Origin of the sequence: Ottowia cancrivicina, from assembly GCF_029813755.1 — a bacterium.
GTDB classification, from domain to species: Bacteria; Pseudomonadota; Gammaproteobacteria; order Burkholderiales; family Burkholderiaceae_C; genus Ottowia; species Ottowia massiliensis.
In genome coordinates, this window is record NZ_JARVII010000010.1 from 35,126 (window position 1) to 56,080 (window position 20,955).

Below are 20,955 nucleotides of genomic sequence, written 5' to 3' on the forward strand. Positions count from 1 at the left end.
ATAATGGCCTTCTGTCTGGCAAACCACCAGACAAAACGCCAGATTTTGAAACAGCTTTGCCCGCCAGCCGAACGCCGTGGGCCATCGCGCCAGCAGCGTGCGCCAGGCAGGGGCGTGGGCCATGCAAAGCCAACAGCCAGATGACGCGATACCGGCCGCCATACCCGGGAGTGGAAGCGCGAGTGAACTGCACGGCGCCAGGGCACGCGCAAAAGCCAGGCAATGTGCTGAAGGCCAAGGAGACAATCCATCGGGCAGAATGTTCGGACTCAATTTCCAAAATTGACTCTAATGCATACAACCCCGCTGCTTTCTTGGAAATCTATTTGGATCCTGCTGCAAAATGCGATTTTATTCATGGATCGTGTCATGCGGGGAACAAATATTATCCAAAGCTATTCTGGATGGATTGAATAACATGAAGCTACCAAGTCTTGCCGATATAAGCCCGACCCATCTTCTGAACCTGGATGAGCGGATAGCCTTTCAGCATTTTTTTGGCAAATCACTCAAGGAGGCTGTAGCCATGTTTGCCGAAAAGGAATATTATGCCGAAGACTTGGGGTGGATGGGCAAAAATGCGTTTGAATATTATGTGAAGGCTTATATTGAATATCTGGATCATTGTTCGGCAGATGAATTTGATATCATGGATCCAATGCTTGTCGTGATGCAAAGGGCCATGTGGGACGATTGTCATGAAAATGTCAAGCTGTTGATCAATAAAATATCCGAATTAAAGCGCATATCGCCATGCGGGGATGAAAATTATGAAAGGCGTTATGATGAGGCTGTTCAAAGTATCATGAAGAACCGGGATCAATAAACCAGAAAATGTTCCGTACGCCGATGGCAGGCAGCAGATTTATCCTAGGAACAGGAAAAAGCAACCAGAAAAACCGGCGTTTCCCATGCCGAAATCGAGAGGAGCCTGAAATGCAGAAGGTCTTACTATTATGTTTTACTGCCGTATTTCTGACGGGTTGCAGTGCTTTCAGCCACATGCTGGCAAAGCCAGTGGTCAGCGGAGGAAAGGGGATATGGAAATATGAAGGTACAACGATTTATGGCAGTGCCAGCAGTTTCCGCGTTCGAGATATCCAGGATGCAAGGTTCAGCGTTTCCAATTTTTTGGAAGGCAGATATAAAGTTGGTTATGAACTTGGGGAATGCCCGTGTCCGGATCTTGACACTTTGAAGATCGCAATCAAAAGAAAAGGCGAGTTGATGTTCTGTGTTGAAGGGGTTCCAGTGAAACAAGAATTTGGTGTTGGATTCGTGCCCGTGAATATCTTTGGCTACAATCCAAATATCGCGCACAATGAAAACATAAGATCATATCATTTTCACGGAATTGATTTTCGCGGCGGCTATCCTAAAGTTTATTTCAGGCCCGATGAAACATATGAATTTCATTATCTTTATAAGCCCAAAGAAGAGAACCCATGTCGTTGTGAGATAGCGCCAATCATGCTCCATGCGGACCATTTTGGAGGCGCTGTCGATGACGCGAAAAAAGATGATATCTACAAGAAAGGGGAGTGTTCTTTTGATTAATCAGTCAAGATAAAACAGCGCATGAAATATGCAGGATGCCATCCTGCGGAAATGGTAAATCCAAAACCAGAAATCAGACCTGGGATGCCGGGCAACCACCTCAGCTACCAGACAGGACAGGGCCAGATCAGCCACGGCAACTACCGCTGGATGCAGCCGCAGCAAATCCGTAAACCCGGCGCCACCAAGACACTAACCTGCGACGCGTTGCAAAGGTCTGCGCTCATCGAAGTCAGAAACAGCCAGGACCCAAACAAACTGCTGACCCAGCGCCGTTATCGCCGTGTAGCTGACTCGCGTTTTCACGCCCGGGTTACGCTCATAAGGCGTTGTGATTTCCCAGCCCGCTTTGGATTGACGCGATATTGCCCGCTTCGTCATGGCGCCAAAGAAAACCAGCCGCTGGAGTGCAAAGAGTACGAATACAGCGCTGCTGACAGCCCATCTTGATCCGCGCTCCAGAAAAAAGCCCGTCAGGCAAAGCAGGACGGGCTTGAAGACTTGAATTTGGTACCACCAGCAGGAATCGAACCTGCATCTAACGCTTAGGAGGCGTTCGTTCTATCCATTGAACTATGGCGGCTGAGCGGCAAAAGCGCGCGATTGTAGGGGCGTGGCCTTCTGCCGAAGGGATTTTTCGTTTATTTCCTGCCGCGCAGCAGCGCCTTGAGTGCGGTTTGCAGGCGGCGGGCGTCGGCTTCGGTCCAGGCGCTGGCGAAAACCTGGGCGGCGTCTTGCGTCCAGGTGTCGGCCGGGGCGGGGTCGTTGCGGCGCGTGAGCAGTTGCAGTTGCAGGGCGCGGCGGGCCGTGAGGTGCTCGGCGGGCGTGGGGGCTTCAGAGGCCATTTCCAGGCGCAGCAAGGCGGTGGCGGCTTCGCTGGCGGGGGCGCTGGCGGCGCTGCCGATGGCTTGCGCCCAGGCGTTGCGGGCCGCTGCGGTGAGGGCGCTGCCCAGTTCGCCGGCGGGGGGCAGGCGGGCGGCGTCGCGCTCTTGCCAGGCGGTCATGAGCTGGGTCAGGGCTTCGCCGTGGGCTTGCGCGGCCAGCTTCTTGAGGGCGCTTTGGGCGTGTTCGAGCGCTTCGCGCTGGGCGCGGAAGGCGGCGTCGCCCAGGCGGGCGCGTTCGGCTCGCGGCTCGCGGGTGTCGCGCAGCGGGCGGCGGCCATCACGACTGCCGGGGGCTTCGCGTCCGTCGCGCCGGTTTTCACGTCGGCTATCGCCAAGACGGCCACGTTCGCCGGGGCGGCCGGGTTTGGCCGCTTCGGTTTTTTTCATGCCGGGGCGGTCGTCGCCGCGCATGGCGATGAGGGGGCGGGCGGGTTTGGGCGCAGCGGGTTTTTCAGCTTGCGCCGCATCATCAGCAGGCGCAGCTTCGGCGGCCGGGGCTTCGGGGGCTGGCGCGGTATTGGCAGCTTCGGCGGGCGCGGCTTCGGCAGCTTGCGGTGCGGCTTCGGCAGTTTGCGGCGCGGCTTCAGCGGCCGGGGCGGCAGATTGGTTGCGCAAGGCGGCTTGCAACGCCGTCATGGCGGCACGGATTTGGGCGGCATCGCCAGCTGCGTTGGCCGCTTCCAGGGCCTGGGCGGCTTGCATGACGGCCTGGTCATGGGCGCTGCTGGCGGCTTGGGCTTTTTCGCGTTCGGCGCTCTTGCGGCCAAAGGCTTCGTCCAGCGGTTTGCGGAAGGCGTCCCACAGCTTTTGCTCGTGGCGGCGCTCCAGCGGCACGGCTTGCGCTTCGGCCTGCCAGCGCTGTTGCAGCGCTTTGACGGCATCCACGCGCAAGGTGGCGGCAGCGGCCAGCTCTCGCGCTTCTTCAATCAGCGCCTGGCGGCGTTCGGCGCTTTGCTTTTGCGCGGCTTGCAGCCCGGCGGAGGCGGCGGCCAGGGCGGCTTTCCACTGCGTTTGCAGTTCCGCAAAGGCTTTTTCGGAAAGGTGGCCCGCGTTGCGCCAACGGTCGGCGAACTGGTGGAGCTGGCGGTTGATGGCTTTCCAGTCAGACTGGGCCTGGCCTTGCAGGGCGGCGGCCCAGGTTTTGGCTTCTTCAATGAGGCTCAGGCGGGCGGCTTTGTGGGCGGCGCTTTCTTCGCGGGCTTTTTCCAGCCATTGCTCAACGAATTGGTGGGCCTGGTTGCAGGCGTGGTCAAAGCGCTTCCAGAGGGCGTGGTTGGGGGCGCTGCCCTGGTCGGCGGCTTTCCATTCCTCACGCAGCTTGCGCAGGGCTTCTTGCAGCTTGCGGCCCGTGAAGGCGGGGGTCAGGGTTTCTTCGGCGGCAGGCGCTTGCGGGGCCGCAGCGGCGGCCACGGGGGCGGCGCTGGCGGCGGCTTCGGCAGGCGGCGCGCTGCTGTCGCTGGCCTGGGGGGCTTCGGCAGGCGAAGCGGCTGGTGAAATGTCCGAAGGAATGTCCGCAGAAGGGGCGGTTTCCGGCGCTTTTTGCGCTTGGGCCGTGGCCTCAGCGGGTTTGGCCGGGCGGCGGATGAGCAGGGCTTCAGCCTTGGCTACGAGCTGCTCGCGGATTTGGTCGGCGCTCCAGCGCTGCCAGCCTTGCAGCTCTCCTGCAGAAACCAGGGCTGCGTGTACGCGCGCTTCCAGTTTTTCATCGTCTATCAGACGGCCATGTTTTTTGAGCGATTGGCGCAGCGCGGCGGCGGCGCTGTGGGTGTCTTTGCTGTTGCCGGCCTGCACGGCTTGCTCCAGCAGCATCACGCCCGCTTCAACGGCTTTTGTGGCGGCCTGGCGCTGGGCGGGGTCAATCTTGGCACGCGCAGCGGCTTTTTCGGCAGCGGCTTTTTCGCCTGCTTCGGTAGGCAGGCCACGGGCGGCGCGGATTTCATCGGCCCACACAGGCACGGGAGGCAGCGCGGCGGCGGTGTCTTGCGCGGCGGCGCGGGTCTGTTCCAGTGCAGCGCTGAAGGCGTCCCACACGGCGGCCAGTTGCGCTTGCGCGGCTTCAATTTGCGGGGGGTAGCGCAAATCCACGCTAGCCCAGTTGGTGTCGGCTTGCAAGGCGGCGGTTTGTTCGCGCCATTGGTCCACATCGGCTTGCAGGTTGGCGCGCGCGGCATCAGCGTCGGCCCAGGGCTTGGTGGAGAGCAATTCGATGCGTTGATGCAGCAACGCAGCCGCTTCGCGCTGCACCAGCGCGCGCTGTTGCAAATCTTCCAGCGCCTTGATGCGTTCGTCCAGCTGGCTGCGCAGGCCCAGCAGCGGCTCGCGTGACAGGGGCGCGCCCGCGCGGGCGGCGTCGCGCTTCCAGGCCAGGGCGTCAGCAATGTTCAGGCGCGCGGCTTGCAGCAGGGCTTCGGCTTTGGCGGCCCATTCGGCAGCCACGGCTTGCTGGCTGTGGGCGCGCTTGATTTCGTCCAGCCGCTCGCGCAGCGCCTTGGCCGCACCTTTGTCTTTGGCGGAAAGTTCCTTGTGCACTTGCTGCATTTGCTCCGCTGGCGGGTTAGTGGCCAGCCAGGCGCGGATGCGCGCGGCGCGCTCGCCCGATGTGGGTGCTGAAAATGCGCCGCCCGTGAGCGCATCCAGCGGGTGCGCCTCGGCTGCGGGCTTGGTAGCAGGGGTTTCGGGCTGGTCTTTGCTGTCGCGGGAGAAGGGGAACATGAACAAAAGGGCCGCTGCGGCCTGAAGAGGAGAACGAAAAACGGCGGCTATTGTCCCCGCTTTTGCCCGCTTTTCCGCGCGTGCCAGCGCCTTACCTTGCGGTCTTGATGACAAGGGCCGCGCCTGCGGGAAAGCGCAGAAAAGATTTAAAAACAGGAGCAAATTCAGGGAATGAAAAGAGGCTTTCGCGCAGTATCTATAAGGACATCATGCTATTAATCCAGGAGCTGATTTTGTGTCTGCGGCAATATGGCGCTTGCGCCCTTTGACTCTTTTGCCTGCGTCATATCCGCGCTGTCTCCTTTTGAGACGGTCTTGACCGATCGAGAGTCAATGATGGCCATGCAGGCGCAGGCAGGCCATCAGGCCGGGCGTTGCGCCGTCAGCAAAACCCAGCCGTCTTGCGTGTCGGCCACTTGCAGCGCCAGCCAGGGGGCGTAGGCGGTTTGCAGCTCTTGCGTCTGGCGCTCCAGCACGCCGGCCAGCACCAGGTGGCCGCCAGCGGCAACGTGGCCGCACAGCAGCGGAGCCAGCACTTTGAGCGGCGAAGCGAGGATGTTGGCCAGCACCACGTCATACAGCCCGCTGGCCGCTTCGGGCAGGCCGCTGCGCACGCGCGCGCCGTTGGCAGCGGCGTTGCCTTGCGTGGCGGCCACGGCGTCGGGGTCAATATCCACCGCGTCAATTTCGCCCGCGCCGTGCAGGGCTGCGCCAATGGCCAGAATGCCGCTGCCGCAGCCGTAATCGAGCACGCGCTGGCCCTGCATGCGCTGGCGGGCAATCCAGCGCAGGCACATCTGCGTGGTGGGATGCGTGCCGGTGCCAAAAGCCAGGCCCGGGTCCAGGCGCATGACTTGGCGCGCGCCATCGGGCACTTCGTGCCAGGTGGGCACGATCCAAAAACCGGGAGCCACTTCAACCGGCGCGAACTGCGATTGCGTCAGGCGCACCCAGTCTTGCTCGGCCACAGGGCCAAGAGAGGCCACGGCGCAGCCCGCGAAAAAGTCTTGCGGGGCCAGCAAACGGGCGGCTTCGCGGGCTTCGTTTTCATGCGCGAAAAGGGCCACAAGGCTGGAGCGCGCCCAGCCTTGTGCGGGCGCAGGCAGGCCCGGCTCGCCAAACAGGGCGCGCTCGGCGGATGTGTCGGCATCGGCGTCTTCCACCGAAACGCTCAGGGCTTGCAGGGCATCCAGCGCGTCGCACAGGGTTTCGACGCGGTCTTCAGGGGCGACAAGGCGCAGTTCAAACATGGGGCTTCCTTCAGTTGCGGCAGGCGGCTGCCGGATGAGGGGCGGATTGTCCGGCCTGCGGCGAGCCGGCAGGCGGCAATTGCTCGAGAGACTGTTCAATGTCCGCCCGCAGGCGCGAAAGCGCGGACTCGGGCGCTCTGCGGCCTTGCCAGTCTTGGCCGGGCTGGATGGCTACTGCGCCGGGCTTAGGGGCGGCCTGCATCCGCTGAATGACTTCAGAAACAGGAGCAAATTCAAGGGGCCCAAAAAACCGTCTTGCGCAATTTCTTCTAGGACATGCAGCTATAAATTCAGAAGCGAAATTGGGCCTTTGCCTAAGTTCCTTCTTCTCTCGCCGTTATGACTGTGCGGGCAGCCGGCCGTTTTGCTGTCAGACGAGGCCAAGGCCAGAAACGGATGGCCCACATGAGCCGTTTTGCGTTGCGCCTTCTGCCTTCTTTTTCGGAAGAAGAAATGCGGCGGTTGGGCGCGGGGTGTTTCAGATATGTTTCGGCTTCATGTCCGGGCCGTCAGCCGGCCTATTCAATCTTCGATGCCCCGCTGCGCCGGAATGCCGGCCCTGAAGGCGTGTTTGCGCATTTCCATCACCGTCACGGTGTCGGCCACGTCAATCAGCTCCTGCGGGCAGCGGCGGCCCGTCAGGCACACGTGCACGTGGCGCGGGCGTTCGGCCAGGGTTTGCAGCACGTCTTGCAAAGGCAGCCAGCCGTAGATGAGCGGGTAAGTGATTTCATCCAGCACCACCAGAAAATGCTCGCCATCCAGAATGGCCGCGCGCGCTTTTTGCCAGCCCTGGCGCGCCAGTTCGGCGGTTTTCTCAATATCCTTGCTCATCCATGAAAAGCCGTCGCCCAGCCCTTCGATGGGAATGCCCAGTTTTTCAAAAGCGCGATGCTCGCCAAAACGGGCACTGGGCACTTTCATGAATTGGAAGATGTGAATTTTTTTGCCGTGAACGTGCGTGCGCCCGAATGCCCGCAAGGCCAGGCCGAATGCGGCGGTGCTTTTGCCCTTGCCATTGCCGGTGTTGATGATGATCAGGCCGCGCCTTTCGCCTTCGGGGCGGGGGGTTGTGCGTTCGGCGGGTGGATTTTCGATTTGCATTTTTAGCGTTGAAACCTGGTTAAAAAAAAGAAAAAAGCTATTTTCAAAGCCCGTTTCAAAATCCGTTTTCACACGGCAATGGCCGCCCATTGGGGCCTGCCGTCAGCCGCTGGCGGCAAGGGGTGGATGGCGATGCGGTCATCGAACACCGCTTGCAGGGCGCGGCGCGTGGCATCTTCCTGCACGGGGCCGCAGTGAAAGACGCCGCCCGCCCGCATCAGCAGCAGGTCATCGGCCTGCAAGGCCATGCCCAGCTCGTGCAGCACGCTGATGACGGCGCCGCCTGCTGCCACGTGGCGGCGCATGAGCGCCATCCAGTCGGCCTGGTGGGGCGGGTCCAGATTGGCCAGCGGCTCGTCCAGCAGCAGCACGGGCGCTTGCGTGGCCAGGGCGCGGGCCAGCAGCACGCGCTGGCGTTCGCCGCCAGAGAGCTGGCCCAGCGGCCTGCCGCGCCAGGCCCACGCGCCGGTGTCGCGCAAGGCGGATTCGGCCGCTTCACGATCGGCGGCCGAGGGCGTGGCCAGCCAGCCTTGGTGCGGCAGGCGGCCCAGCATGGCCACATCCCACGCCGTCAGCTCGCCTGAAACGGCTTCGGCCTGCCCCAGCCAGGCCACGCGCCGCGCGCGCTGTGGCCCGGTCAGCGCCGCCAGCGGCTGCCCCAGCACGCGCGTCTGCCCTTCATGTGGCAGCAGCAGCCCGGCCAGGCATTGCAGCAAGGTGGATTTGCCCGCGCCGTTCGGCCCCGCCACGGCCAGCCAGCGTCCAAGCGGCACGCTCAGGCGCACGCCGCACAGCACGCTCTGACCGCCACGGCGCAGGGTGATGTTTTCAGCTTGCAGGGCAGGGGGGTTGGGTGGATGGGGGTTCGGATTCACGGCGAAACGGTTTCTGGGCAATGCATCTGGGGCATCAGAAAGAGGAGCGAATTCAAGTGGTTTAAAAACGCCTTTCGCGCACGTTCTACTAGGACGTATTGCTATGGATAATGGAGCGAAATCAATCCTTCCAAGCGGCTTCATTCCCTGCGCGCCTGCTGGCGCATCAGCCACAGCAGATAACCGCCGCCCAGCGTGGCTGTGAGCACGCCCACAGGCAGCTCCTGCGGCGTCAGCAGCCAGCGCGCGCCGATGTCAGCTGCCTGCAGCAGCGTGCCGCCCGCCAGCGCCGCCAGGGGCAGCAGCCAGGCATGGCGCACCGGAGCGAGCTGGCGCACCACGTGCGGCGCTGCCAGGCCGACAAAAGCAATCAGCCCCGTTTGCGCCACCGCCGCCCCCGTGGCCAGCGCCAGCACCGCCACCAGCGCGGCGCGGGCGGCAGGCAAGGGCAGGCCCAGGCTCCGCGCCGTGGCCTCGCCCAGCGAGAGGGCGTCCAGCACGCGGGCCAGCGCCCAGGCCGCCAGCAGGCAGGCCGCCAGCGCGGCGGCCATCAGCGCGCAGCCCGCCCAGCCCACGAAGGCGCTGCTGCCCAGCATGAAAAGCTGCATGGCCTGCAAGATGTCAGGCGCGGCCAGCGTGATCAGATCCTTGCATGCCCCCAGCGCATAGCCCGCCACCACGCCTGCCAGCAACAGGCGCGGCGTGTGCTGCGCCCCTTGCGCCAGTGCCAGCGCCAGCAGCACGCCGCCCAGCGCCCCCGCAAAAGCGGCCCCCGTCAGCCCCAGCCGCGCCAGCCAGCCAGCGGCAGCCAGCGGCAGGCCCATGACGGCCAGCGCCAGCGCCACGGCCAGCGTGGCCCCCGAGGCGCTGCCCAGCAAAAACGGATCTGCCAGCGCATTGCGAAACAGCCCCTGCGCCACCGCCCCGGCCAGCCCCAGCAGCGCCCCGGCCAGCCAAGCGCCCAGCGTGCGCGGCAGGCGCACATCCCACACAATCTGCCAGGCCGCTGCATCGCCCCACACCTGCCACAAACTGCGCCAGCCCGTGCTGCCCACGCCCAGCCCCAGGCAGGCCAAGGCGATGCCAGCCAACGACAAGGCGAAAACAAGACGGAAAACGGCAGGCATGAATCACGAACGGCCCAAATCGGCCGGATTTTCATGGATGAGAGTCAGACATGGGGTTTTAGACAAGCCGCAGGCCGCTGTGCCTTGCAGGCCTGCCGCTTTTGGCGCTGATTAGAAGCTGTGGGCGCTCTACGTGCTGGCGAAGACTCATTGAAGGTGCTCCTCGAGTTGCTGGAAAAAGCATGCATGTTCTTCGTTACCAGCAACCTCACCTTGCCTCTGATGGAACTGGGCAGCAAGCATCGTTCTTAGCGTCGCGCTTCACCCAAAAGCTTCCCATAATTTGCCTTATGTTAAGTTTAACAGTCTTCTCTCGAACAAAGAATGCGCAAGCTCGAACTGTTCTCAGTCGAACTGCTTTCGGCGGATAGCGTCGGGCTAGCTTTTTCTCATCCAAAAAATTAAGCCGTAGCGCGCGCTTGCTGATGCATCGCATGATCCATGACGACCAAAGCAAGCAATGCTTCCAGGATGGGCGTGGCGCGAATGCCAACGCAAGGGTCGTGGCGGCCTTTGGTGATGAGTTCGACCGCTTCGCCTGCCGTGTTGATGGAAGGACGGGGAATGAGGATGGAGCTGGTGGGCTTGATGGCGACGCTCACCTCCAGGTCTTGCCCCGTGCTGATGCCGCCCAGGATGCCGCCAGCGTGGTTGCTGGCAAAACGCGGGCGGCCCGCTTCGCCCGGGAACATGGCGTCGCCATGTTCGCTGCCTTTTTGGGTGACGCAGGCAAAGCCGTCGCCAATTTCCACGCCCTTGACAGCGTTCAGGCCCATCATGGCGTGGGCGATGTCGGCGTCCAGCCGGTCATACAAAGGCTCGCCCAGCCCGGCAGGCATGTTCCGGGCCGTCACGCGCAGGCGTGCGCCGCAGGAGTCACCGCTTTTGCGCAGCGCGCGCATGTAGTTTTCCAGCGCGGCGGTGTCGGCCACAGGGGCGAAAAACGGGTTTTGCGCCACGTAGTCCCAGCTTTCAAAGGCGATAGGCAGCTCGCCCAGCTGCGTCATACAGCCCTGAAATTGCGTGCCGTGGCGCTCGCGCAGCCATTTGCGCGCCACGGCGCCTGCGGCCACGGTGGGGGCCGTCAGGCGCGCGGATGAGCGGCCGCCGCCGCGCGGGTCGCGGATGCCGTATTTGCGGTAGTAGGCGTAATCGGCGTGGCCGGGGCGAAAGGCTTGCGCGATGTCTGAATAGTCTTTGCTGCGCTGGTCGGTGTTGCGAATCAGCAGGCAGATGGGCGTGCCGGTGGTTTGGCCCTGATACACGCCCGAGAGGATTTCCACCCGGTCGGCTTCCTGGCGCTGCGTGACAAAGGCGCTGCTGCCAGGGCGGCGGCGGTCCAGCTCAGGCTGGATGTCAGATTCGGCCAGCGCCATGCCGGGCGGGCAGCCGTCAATCACGCAGCCGATGGCCGGGCCGTGGGATTCTCCGAAGTTGGTCACGGCAAACAAAGTGCCCAGCGTGTTGCCTGCCATTTTTATGTCGCCCTGCCCTGTTCGCCGCCGTCGGTTTGCGGCCATTGCCGGATAAATGCCTTGAGCAGGCGGTTTTCAAAATCCTGGCTGCTCACCACGGCATGGGCCATGTCGTGAAAGCTGATGATGCCCATGAGCATTTTCTGATCCATCACGGGCATGTAGCGGGCATGGTGTTTGAGCATCATGCGGCTGACTTCTTCCATGTCGGTTTCGGGCGTGCAAGTCAGGGGGCTGTCATTCATCACGCTGCGCACGTAAATGCTGTCCAGCGGACGGTTTTGCGCCAGCGCCAGAATGACTTCGCGAAAAGTGAGCATGCCCGCCAGATCGCCATGCTCCACCACGACAAGCGAGCCGATATCTTTTTCGGCCATGACGGCAATGGCCGTCTTCAGGGTTTCGCCAGCCTGCACGGTAAATAGCGTGTTGCCTTTGATGCGCAGGATGTCGCTGACTTTCATGGCTGTCTCTTGAGTGTGGAGTGCAGGGAAAGGAAATGAATATAGCCCAGCCCCAAGCTGGCGCTTCTGGATGAAGCGTTGTCAATGAATAGACTTTGACTGATAACGCTTGTTATTCGCTGTGACAAAATAATGAGCTTCGCAGCTAGAAGGAGACTTGTTTCATGTCGCGCCATCCCTTGAGTTTCAGTGTTTTGGCCGCTGCCAGCCTGCTGGTTTGCGCCGGAGCCGCGCAGTCGCAGGATTTGCACGCGGGCCATGCCCATGCGCAGAAGCAGAAAAAGAACCAGGAGCAGGCCGTGCTGCCGCAAGTGACCGTGACGGCCACGCGCAGCGAAGAAGACGCCCGCACCGCGCCCGCTTCCGTCACGGTGTTTGACCGCCAGACGCTGCAGCAAAGCAGCCGCCCTGATGAAGACTTGCTCACCCTGATTGAAGACGCTCCAGGCCTGACGCTTTCGGCGCGCCAGGTGGGCGGGCGCAAAACCTTCACCCTGCGCGGCATGAACGATTCGCACACGCTGGTGCTCATGGATGGCCGCCGCATTGCCGCCTCGGACGACGTGGTGGGCCACTCTGATTACCAGTACGGCTGGGTTCCCGCCTCTGCCATCGAGCGGGTGGAAGTCATTCGCGGCCCGCTCTCGGCCCTGTATGGCTCCGAGGCGCTGGGCGGCGTGGTGAACATCATCACCCGCTGGCCCACCGACAAATGGGAAGGCTCGGTCAGCCTCTCCGGCCAGCGCGCCAGCAGCGCCAAATGGGGCGGCACGGGCGGCAAAACCGCTGTGTACGCGGGCGGCCCCGTGGCGCAAGGGCTGGCGCTGCGCGTCAATGCCGAGCGCAGCCATGTCAATCCCGTGGCCTTGCGCGAAAACCGGCGCTATAGCGAAATCGAAGGCCGCAGGAGCACTTCCGGCAGCTTCTCGGCGCGCTACGCGCTCAACGCCCGCCACACCTTCGAGGCAGGCATTCAGCACGGCAGCGAAGACCGCTTCTACGACGACGTGGCGCGCAGCGCCCGGGCCACGCCCTACCAAAACACCTACAAAGTCAATCGCGACCACGGCTACGGCCAGTGGAACGGCGTTTTCGGCAACGACGTCAAAGCGCAGCTGCGCGTCTACCGCAGCGCCATTGGCGTGAGCACGCACCGCACCAATGGCGTTGCGCCCACGCGCCCGCAAGACATGCGCGACGTGGTGGGCGATGGCTTCGTGCAGTGGCGCATGGGCGGCCACCGCCTCACCGCCGGCGGCGAATGGCGGCGCGAAAAACTCATCAACGCCGGGCTGACCGACGGCAAAGACAGCGCCACGCACAAGGCCTTGTTTGCGCAAGATGAATTCGCCTTTGCCAGCCACCTCATCGCCACGCTGGGCGTGCGGGTGGACCATCACCAGATCTTTGGCAACCACGTCAGCCCCCGCGCCTACCTGGTCTGGGAGCCGAGTGAAAACCTCGTCATCAAAGGCGGCGTGGGCGGCGCGTTCAAGGCGCCCACGCTCAAGCAGATATCGCCCAACTACGTGGGCGCCGAAGGCCCGCACACCTTCCTGGGCAACGCCCGCATCAAGCCCGAAAGCTCCACCTCGTTTGAAGTGGGGGCCGACTACACCACCGGGCCGCTTTCGCTGCGCGGCACGCTGTTTCACACCCGCGTCAAAGACCTGATCTATTTCCGCGAAGTCAGCCGCCAGCGCATGGGGCGGCTGGTGCGCGTCACCTACCAGTACGACAACGTAAACCGCGCCACCATGCGCGGCGCGGAGCTGGGCCTGAGCTGGGCCTTCGCCCCCGGCTTCAAGTGGAACAACGACCTCACCTTGCTGCGCACCAAAGACAGCAACTCCGGCGTGGAACTGACCGGCCGCCCGCGCCAGGTGCTGCACTCGCAACTGCAATGGCAAGGCGCCTGGGGCCTGAGCGCGCGCCTGGGGCTGGACTACACGGGCCGCCAGCGCATCAGCCAAAGCGGCGGCCGCCTGCCCGCCTACACCCTGTTCAACCTCAGCGTGGGCCAGCAAGTCAACAAGATGCTGAGCTGGCGCGTGGGAGTGGACAACATTGGCAACGTGCGCCTGGCCGACAAGTCCGAAGACTTCGGCTACGCCATTCGCGGCCGCACCTTGGCCGTGAACGTGCGGGCCGATTTCTGATGCGCTTGCGCAGCCCTTGCGAAAAGGCTTTTTTCGCTCCTTGTTTGATAGCATGAGGTCCGCAAAGAGATTGCGCAGGATGCCCTTTTGTGGGGTCTGTATTTGCTTCTGTTTTTGATGAGAAGCAGCCCCCTGCTCAAGCAGGGGCGCGCGGCCCGGAAGGCCCATGAATGAAATACGGCGCCGGAAATGCCGCCGCACATTGGCGAAATGGAAGCGCCGAATCTTCAGCCATGTCATTTGTCCGTTTTCACCTGGCCCGCTCATCCGGAAATATTCGTTCATGCGCATGGCCGGATTCATTCCGGATGGCAGTGATGAATATGCTTTTTCCTGAATCAGCGCCCTGCCCCGCTGCTTTTCCGGTTTGCCGGCCTGGCATTCCAGCCCGTTCCGTGCGCCCTGCCCTGCGGGCCGCTTTCGCGCAAGGGCCATCCCGCACCCGTCATGGGTTTCAAAAAAGATAGCTGCCCGCGCTGATTCCATCAGGACTTGCGGCCGATTGGATGCCCAAAACCCGCCACCCGGTCCGCTGCCCGCAACCGCCTCTTTTCCAACCGCCCAGCCAGATACGCCATGTCCCGTCTCGCCCTTGGTCTTTTGCGCCGTTTTCTTCTTTTCTGGCTGGCCGCCTGCTGGCTGGCCTGGCCTGCCCAGGCCCAGCCGCCAGCAGGCGGCGCGCCGCACAAACTGCTGTTCATCGCCACGTCCAACGTGCCCAAGGGCAAATTTCACGAACTGGCCCAAATGGCCGCGCCCTACGGCCTGGCCGTGGATTCATACATCGTGCCGTTGGGCGCGGGCGCGGGCGCGGGCGCGGGCGCGGGCGCGCTGGAGCCGCAGCGGCTCAAGGGCCATGAAGCCGTTTTGCTGGATTTGCCCATGCGCCCGCAAACCATGGCGGCCATGGGCGACATCGTGAAAAACATTGAAGCGCCTTATTTCGCCTGGCTGCATGAATCGGAAACGCCGCTGGCCGGCGGTTTTGACGAAAAGCAGCTTAAAAACCTGATTGCCTATTATGAAAATGGCGGCGAGCGCAACATGAAAAACTTTCTCGCGCTGCTTTCAGCCATTGTTCACAAAAAGCCCGCCCCGGCTGATTTGCCCGCGCCCGTGGTCTTTCCAAAATCCGCCGTATATCACCCCAAAGCGCCCGATCTGGTTTTTGCCAGCGTGCCCGAATTTCTGAAATTCAAGGGATTGAGCCAAGCGCAGATTCAGGGCCAGGCCGAGCGGCCGCCCATCATCGCCTTGTCCATCCATCAGGAATACATCTCGGGCATGCAAACGGGCTTTATTGACGACCTGGTGCAGCGCATCGAAAAAACAGGCGCCATTGCCATGCCCATTTATGACCGCATGCTGCCCGCTGGCGACATCGGCAAGCTGCTGCGTCCTTTTGCCGCAGTGAATGCCAGCGAGCAGCCCGATGCCGCCCCGCTGGCCGACGCCATCGTCAGCTTTCAAATCACGCTCAACGCCGAAGGCCGCCGGAAAGAATTTGAAGAATTGGGCCTGCCCGTCATCCAGGCCACCACCTACCGCACGGGCGACGAAGCCGCCTGGGCCGCCGACGAACACGGCCTGCCCATGGCAAGCATTCCCTTTTACATGACGCAGCCTGAAATGGCGGGCGTGGCCGACATCCAGATTGCCTCTGCCGTGCGCCAGGGCGGCGATGAGGCCATCGCCGCCATTCCTGCACAAATGCAGTCCATGGCCGGCAAGGCGCTGAACCTGGCCGCCCTGCGCCGCAAGCCCAACGCGCAAAAAGAGCTGGCGCTCATCTTCTGGAACCACCCCGGCGGCGAAAAAAACGTGGCCGCTTCATTCATGAACGTGCCGCGCAGCCTCATCAGCGTGATGAAAGCCCTGCACGCGGCAGGCTATGACGTGCCCGAGCCGCCCGAAGAAGAAAAACTCATTGCCGACGTGCAGCGCCTGCTGGCCCCCGGCTACCGCGACGGCGAGCTGCCCGGCCTGCTCAAAGACGGCCTGGCCGCCTTGCTGCCCGTGGCGCAATACCGCCAGTGGCTGCAAAGCCTGCCTGCGGCCACGCAAGCGGCCATGCGCAAGCGCTGGGGCGAGCCGGAACGCTCGGCCTACGTCATCCAGCAAGGCGGCAAAAGCTACTTCGTCATTCCCCGCCTGCAAATGGGCCGCCTGGCCCTGCTGCCCCTCATGGGCCGCAGCGACAAAGGCGTGGACAAAAACGCAGGCGAAGGCAGCCTGAGCGAAGCCGCCCTCTACCACTCCACCAAGGCCGACGCGCTGCCTCCCCACTCGTATCTGGCCGCCTACCTCTGGGTGCGCCAGGGCGCGATGGATGAAAAAGCCCTGCAAGCGGCCAAAAAACACCCGCTGCCGCCCGCTGCCTCGCCCGCGCGCGACGCGCTCATTCACTTCGGCACCCACGGCACGCAAGAGTGGCTGCCGGGCAAGGAGCGGGGCCTGTCCCTGTTCGACCCGCCCATGCTCGCCGTGGGCGACGTGCCCGTGGTCTATCCCTACATCATCGACAACGTGGGCGAAGCCACCCAGGCCAAGCGCCGGGGGCGCGCCGTCACCATCAGCCACCAGACCGCCGCCCTGCGCCCGGCGGGCCTGCACGACAAGCTGGAAGAAATCCACGAGCTGCTGCACAAATGGCTGGCGCAAGACGAAGGCGCCGTCAAGGCGCAATACGCCGCCGACATTTTGAAAATGGCCGAAAAAGAGCGCCTCATGGCCGACATGGCCTGGGCGCCCGAAAAAGCCAGGGCCGAATTCCCCGCCTTTGTGGACGCGCTGCACGTGCACCTGCACGAGCTGGCGCAAACCATCCAGCCCATCGGTCTGCACACCTTTGGCGAAGCCGCCACGCCCGGGCACCGCATCGCCACCGCCATGATGATGCTGGGCCAGCCGTACCAGGAAGCCGCCGCCCGCCAGGCCGGCGTGCCTGAAAGCGAGCTGGACGAAGCCCTGGTCATCAACTACGAAGCGCTGGACCAAAACCCCGGCTACCGCCTGCTGGCCGACTCCCTTGACGGCAAAACCCCCGCCAATCTGCCCGAAGAGCTGCAAAAGCAGCTGGAGCAAGGCAAAGCGTGGTGGCAGGCGCTGGACGCCAGCAGCGAAAACGAAGGCCTGCTGCAAGCCCTGGCGGGCCGCTACGTGCCCACCAGCACCGGGGGCGACCCCGTGCGCAACCCCGACACCTTGCGCACGGGCCGCAACCTCTACGGCTTTGACCCCAGCCGCGTGCCGCCCAAACAGGCATGGGAAGCGGGCAAAAAAGCGGGCGACGCCCTCATTGAAGCCCACCGCCAGCAAAACGGCGGCAAATACCCCGCCAAGATCGCCTTTTCCCTGTGGTCTGCCGAAACCATGCGCCACCAGGGCCTGCTCGAAGCGCAGGCGCTGTGGCTCATGGGCGTGGAGCCGGTGTGGAACGCGGGCGGGCGCGTGGAAGGCGTGCGCCTCATCCCCCGCCAGGAGCTGGGCCGCCCACGCGTGGACGTGGTCATCTCCGCCACCGGCCTGTACCGCGACCACTTCCCCAACATCATGGAAAAGCTCGCCCAGGCCGCCAAGCTCGCCTCCGAGGCCGAAGGCGAAAGCGAAGCCGACAACCCCATTGCCGCCAACACCCGCCGCATTGCCAGCAAGCTGCGCGCAGGCGGCATGAGCGAAGCCGACGCGCTGGACGCCGCGCAAACGCGCATCTTCTCCTCCGCCTCGGGCCGCTACGGCACCGGCATCAACCACGCCGCCATGGACACCGACCAGTGGCAAGGCAAGGCCGAGGGCGACCGCAAGCTCGCCCGCCTTTACCTCTCGCGCATGCAATACGCCTACGGCCCCAACGCCGCCAAATGGGGCAGCACCCTGGCAGGCGATGGCGAAGATGAAGGCGGCGGCAAAGCCAGTGGAAAAGAAAGCGGCAAAGCCAGCGCCCAAGACGCCCCCAACCTCTACGCCGAACAATTGCGCGGCACCGAAGGCGCCGTGCTCTCGCGCACCTCCAACGTCTACGGCATGCTCACCACCGACGACCCCTTCCAGTTCCTCGGCGGCATTGGCCTGGCCGTGCGCCACCTCGACGGCAAAGCGCCGCAGCTGTACATCAGCAACCTGCGCAAAGCGGGCGGCGAACGGCTCGAAACCGCCGCCCAGTTCCTGGCCAAAGAACTGTCCACCCGCCAGTTCCATCCCGGCTACATCAAGGGCCTGATGGCCGAAGGCTATGCCGGCACGCTCGAAGTGCTCGACGCCACCAACAACTTCTGGGGCTGGACCGCCGTCTCCCGCGAAATCGTGCGCGACGACCAGTGGCAGGAAATGATGGATGTCTACGTGCGCGACAAACACCAGCTGGGCCTGAACCAGTGGTTTGAAAAGCACAACCCCCACGCCCAGGCCCAAACCATCGAGCGCATGGTCGAAGCCATCCGCCAGGGCTACTGGCGCACCGACGAGCAAACGCTGGCCGATCTGAAGGCCCGCTACGTCGAACTCGCGCGCAAATACGACGTGCGCAGCGAAAACGCCCCGTTCACCGCCTTCGTCAATGACCCCGCCAGCACAGCCCCGGCCCCCGGCTTTGGCCTGGAAGCGCCCGCTGCGGCCGCCCCGGCCGCCTCGGCCGATCCGCCCGCCCAGCCGCAAGCTGAACAACCGCCCGAAACACCGCCCGAACAAGCCGCCGACACCCCGCCCGCCGAAACCGTGCGCGGCATGCAGCTCGAACGCCAGCAGCCGCCCCCCCCGCCTGATGGCAGCGACGAAACCGACTGGCAGCGCCTGATCGCCATCTGCGCCCTGCTCGCCCTCATGGCCGCCGGCGCAGCCAGCCAGGCGCGCGCCGGACGCAAGTGCAGGTAGGCAAGCAAAAGCGCGCCCCAACGCGCCCCCAAAAGGGCGCGGGCGGCATCCATCACAAAGCCAATGCCTGCTCTATGACGGCCCTAGAAACTGCCCCGCTCCAGCGCCCGCAACCGTTGCACAGTTCTGAAAGCCTCTTTTGTTGCTCATCAATCCATAGCATGACGTCCTAGTGGAATCTGCGGTGAGCGGCATTTGAACCCCATCAAATTTGCTCCTGTTTCTGATGCCATCTTGGCAGAAAGCCGGGAAAAGCGCTGAAGCGGGCCTCAGCGGCTCGCCGCAGGCCCAGCGCCACAAATGAAAGCGCTGCAGATGGAAGTGCCGCAGATTTGCCACGCCGGCCTGCGCGAATCAGCGGGCGGGAGCTTTGCGCCCGTCTTAAGTCCGTCACAATCGGCCTTTCGTATTTACGGCCTGTTTCATGAATCCTCGCCTTGCCCGTTTGCAGCCCTATCCCTTCGAGCGGCTGCGCCAGTTGTTTGCCGGTGTGCAGCCGCCTGCGGCGCTGCGCCACATCAACCTGGGTATTGGCGAGCCGCGCCACGCCGCGCCGCCGCTGATCAGGCAGGCGCTGGATGAAGCGCTGGCCGATGGTCTGGCGGGCTACCCTGCCACGGCGGGGCTGCCGCTGTTGCGCGAAGCCTGCGCGGCCTGGCTGCGGCGGCGCTACGGCGTGCAGGCGGATGCGGCCACGCAAGTGCTGCCCACGCTGGGTTCGCGCGAGGCGCTGTTTGCGCTGGCGCAGACGGTGATTGACCCCACGCGGGCGCGGCCCACGGTGGTTTGCCCCAATCCCTTCTATCAAATCTACGAAGGCGCGGCCTTGCTGGCTGGCGCCGAGCCGCATTACGTGCCCAGCGACGCGGCGCGCAATTTCGCGCCGCGCTGGGACCAGGTGCCTGAGGCCGTGTGGCAGCGCACGCAGCTGGCCTACGTGTGCTCGCCCGGCAATCCCACGGGCGCGGTGATGCCGCTGGACGAATGGCGCATGCTGTTTGAGCTGAGCGAGCGGCACGGCTTCGTCATTGCCTCTGACGAGTGCTACAGCGAGATTTACTTTGACGACGACGCCCCGCCGCTGGGCGGCTTGCAGGCGGCCATGCAGCTGGGGCGCGATTGGCGCAATCTCGTCATGCTCACCAGCCTGTCCAAGCGCAGCAGCGTGCCGGGGCTGCGTTCGGGCTTCGTGGCGGGCGATGCGCAGCTGCTCAAATCGTTTTTGCTCTACCGCACCTACCACGGCAGCGCGATGGGCGGCGCAGTGCAGGCGGCCAGCGCCGCTGCCTGGGGCGACGAAGCGCACGTGCGTGAAAACCGGCGGCTGTACCGCGACAAGTTCGCGCAGGTCATGCCCATCTTGCAGCCGGTGATGGATGTGCGCCTGCCCGATGCGTCGTTTTACCTGTGGGCCGGGGTGCCGCCCGCCTTTGGCGGCGATGACGCGGCCTTTGCCCGCGCGCTGTATGCCGCGTGCCATGTGACGGTGCTGCCAGGCAGCTTTCTGGCGCGCGAGGCGGCGGGCTTCAACCCGGGCGCGGGCCGCGTGCGCCTGGCGCTGGTGGCGCCGGTGGATGAATGCGTGCAAGCGGCGCGGCGCATCGCGGCGTTCATCAGCGGCAACCCTGATTGAACGCTGGTTTTACCGATTTCAAACCCTGAGGAAATGAGTGATGAGTGACGGTTCAGAAAAAATCTGGTGGTACGCCGTTGGGCAAGAGAAATTCGGCCCGTGCACGGGCGGCGAACTGGCGCGGCTGGCGCGCAAGGGCACTGTCATGCCTGACACGCTCGTCTGGCGCGAAGGCATGACCGAGTGGGTGCGCGCCAGCAAGCTCACCAAACTGTGGGAGCGGGCGACCCAGCCCCCGGCTCCGCATGCCAGCGAGCAGCTGCCGCCCCCGCCGCCAGCCGCGCCCGGCCGCGCCGTGGCCGCCGTGCCAGAGCTGGAAGTGGCGCACCGCGCTCAAGGGCCGTCTTCCGTGCCGCCTGGCGGCCATGCGCATGAATGGTCCGCTGGCGGCGCAGCAGCGGCCAGCAGATCAAGCCGCGCAGGCCGCCGTTCCAGCAGCGATGACGGCAGCGCCGGCTTTTTGTGGGCCATTCAGCAGTGCTTCCGGAAATATTTCGACTTTTCCGGGCGCGCGCGGCGGGCGGAATACTGGTATTTCATGCTGTTTCAGTTTTTGCTGAACATGGCGCTTTTGGTTTTGACTTTTGTGTCCCAAAGCCTTGCCGATAACCTGTCGCTCGTTCTCAGCCTGGCCTTTCTGATCCCCAACTTTGCCGTGGGCGCCCGCCGCCTGCACGACGTGGGCCGCAGCGGCTGGTGGCAGCTGCTCTACATCACGATCATCGGCGCATTGGTCTTGCTGTTCTGGCTCGTGCAGCCCAGCGAAGAAGGCCGCAACGATTACGGCCAAGACCCAACGTGGTGATGGCGCGCCTTGCTTGATCTCCCTGATTCACTCACTCAACC

Annotated in this window: 14 protein-coding genes, 1 tRNA gene and 1 pseudogene; 7 read left to right on the plus strand and 9 right to left on the minus strand. The window is 63.7% G+C overall.

Annotated features, from left to right (window positions below; translation table 11 throughout):
• The first annotated feature begins 418 nt into the window (after window positions 1-418).
• From QB898_RS06320 to QB898_RS06330, 3 genes are read left to right on the plus strand one after another with little or no spacing between them, the layout of a single operon-like run.
• The gene (locus QB898_RS06320) at window positions 419-826 is read left to right on the plus strand and encodes a hypothetical protein (RefSeq protein WP_146007003.1); all 408 of its coding nucleotides are present in this window, start codon (window positions 419-421) and stop codon (window positions 824-826) included.
• 8 nt (window positions 827-834) lie between these two features.
• A complete protein-coding gene (locus QB898_RS06325; RefSeq protein WP_279524260.1) occupies window positions 835-1,557 on the plus strand; it encodes a hypothetical protein in 723 nt (240 codons plus the stop codon).
• A 21-nt stretch (window positions 1,558-1,578) separates the two neighbouring features.
• Entirely contained in the window at window positions 1,579-2,007 is a 429-nt protein-coding gene (locus QB898_RS06330; protein WP_279524261.1) for a hypothetical protein, read from the plus strand.
• A gap of 58 nt (window positions 2,008-2,065) precedes the next feature.
• Here the strand turns inward: QB898_RS06330 and QB898_RS06335 are convergent.
• The 9 genes and pseudogenes from QB898_RS06335 to QB898_RS06375 form a co-directional block, all read right to left on the minus strand.
• A tRNA-Arg gene (locus tag QB898_RS06335) sits at window positions 2,066-2,140 on the minus strand.
• 58 nt (window positions 2,141-2,198) lie between these two features.
• Window positions 2,199-5,153 carry a DUF349 domain-containing protein gene (locus QB898_RS06340; protein WP_279524262.1) on the minus strand — a complete coding sequence of 985 codons (2,955 nt, stop codon included), beginning with the start codon at window positions 5,151-5,153 and terminating at the stop codon, window positions 2,199-2,201.
• A gap of 231 nt (window positions 5,154-5,384) precedes the next feature.
• Window positions 5,385-5,491 (minus strand): annotated as a pseudogene (locus tag QB898_RS06345) (transposase); the annotation flags it as partial.
• Between the two features lie 24 nt (window positions 5,492-5,515).
• On the minus strand, window positions 5,516-6,403 hold the full coding sequence (gene prmA, locus QB898_RS06350; protein WP_279524264.1) for a 50S ribosomal protein L11 methyltransferase: 888 nt from the start codon (window positions 6,401-6,403) through the stop codon (window positions 5,516-5,518).
• A gap of 522 nt (window positions 6,404-6,925) precedes the next feature.
• Window positions 6,926-7,507 (minus strand): cob(I)yrinic acid a,c-diamide adenosyltransferase, encoded by a 582-nt coding sequence (gene cobO / locus QB898_RS06355; RefSeq protein ID WP_279524265.1) that lies wholly within the window; start codon window positions 7,505-7,507, stop codon window positions 6,926-6,928.
• 68 nt (window positions 7,508-7,575) lie between these two features.
• A complete protein-coding gene (locus QB898_RS06360; protein ID WP_428982752.1) occupies window positions 7,576-8,382 on the minus strand; it encodes an ABC transporter ATP-binding protein in 807 nt (268 codons plus the stop codon).
• A 140-nt stretch (window positions 8,383-8,522) separates the two neighbouring features.
• Window positions 8,523-9,509 carry a FecCD family ABC transporter permease gene (locus tag QB898_RS06365; RefSeq protein ID WP_279524266.1) on the minus strand — a complete coding sequence of 329 codons (987 nt, stop codon included), beginning with the start codon at window positions 9,507-9,509 and terminating at the stop codon, window positions 8,523-8,525.
• 401 nt (window positions 9,510-9,910) lie between these two features.
• Window positions 9,911-10,984 (minus strand): chorismate synthase, encoded by a 1,074-nt coding sequence (gene aroC / locus QB898_RS06370; protein ID WP_279524267.1) that lies wholly within the window; start codon window positions 10,982-10,984, stop codon window positions 9,911-9,913.
• Window positions 10,985-10,986: 2 nt separating this feature from the next.
• The gene (locus QB898_RS06375; protein WP_279524268.1) at window positions 10,987-11,448 is read right to left on the minus strand and encodes a CBS domain-containing protein; all 462 of its coding nucleotides are present in this window, start codon (window positions 11,446-11,448) and stop codon (window positions 10,987-10,989) included.
• Between the two features lie 164 nt (window positions 11,449-11,612).
• Between QB898_RS06375 and QB898_RS06380 the strand changes: the two genes are divergently transcribed.
• From QB898_RS06380 to QB898_RS13330, 4 genes are all read left to right on the plus strand, one after another.
• Window positions 11,613-13,607 (plus strand): TonB-dependent receptor plug domain-containing protein, encoded by a 1,995-nt coding sequence (locus tag QB898_RS06380; protein ID WP_279524269.1) that lies wholly within the window; start codon window positions 11,613-11,615, stop codon window positions 13,605-13,607.
• 576 nt (window positions 13,608-14,183) lie between these two features.
• Window positions 14,184-18,476: a cobaltochelatase subunit CobN gene (gene cobN, locus QB898_RS06385; protein WP_279524270.1), complete on the plus strand. Its 4,293-nt coding sequence runs from the start codon at window positions 14,184-14,186 to the stop codon at window positions 18,474-18,476.
• Between the two features lie 424 nt (window positions 18,477-18,900).
• The gene (gene dapC / locus QB898_RS06390) at window positions 18,901-20,109 is read left to right on the plus strand and encodes a succinyldiaminopimelate transaminase (protein WP_279524271.1); all 1,209 of its coding nucleotides are present in this window, start codon (window positions 18,901-18,903) and stop codon (window positions 20,107-20,109) included.
• Window positions 20,110-20,149: 40 nt separating this feature from the next.
• Window positions 20,150-20,914: a DUF805 domain-containing protein gene (locus QB898_RS13330; protein ID WP_158241714.1), complete on the plus strand. Its 765-nt coding sequence runs from the start codon at window positions 20,150-20,152 to the stop codon at window positions 20,912-20,914.
• Window positions 20,915-20,955 lie beyond the last annotated feature (41 nt).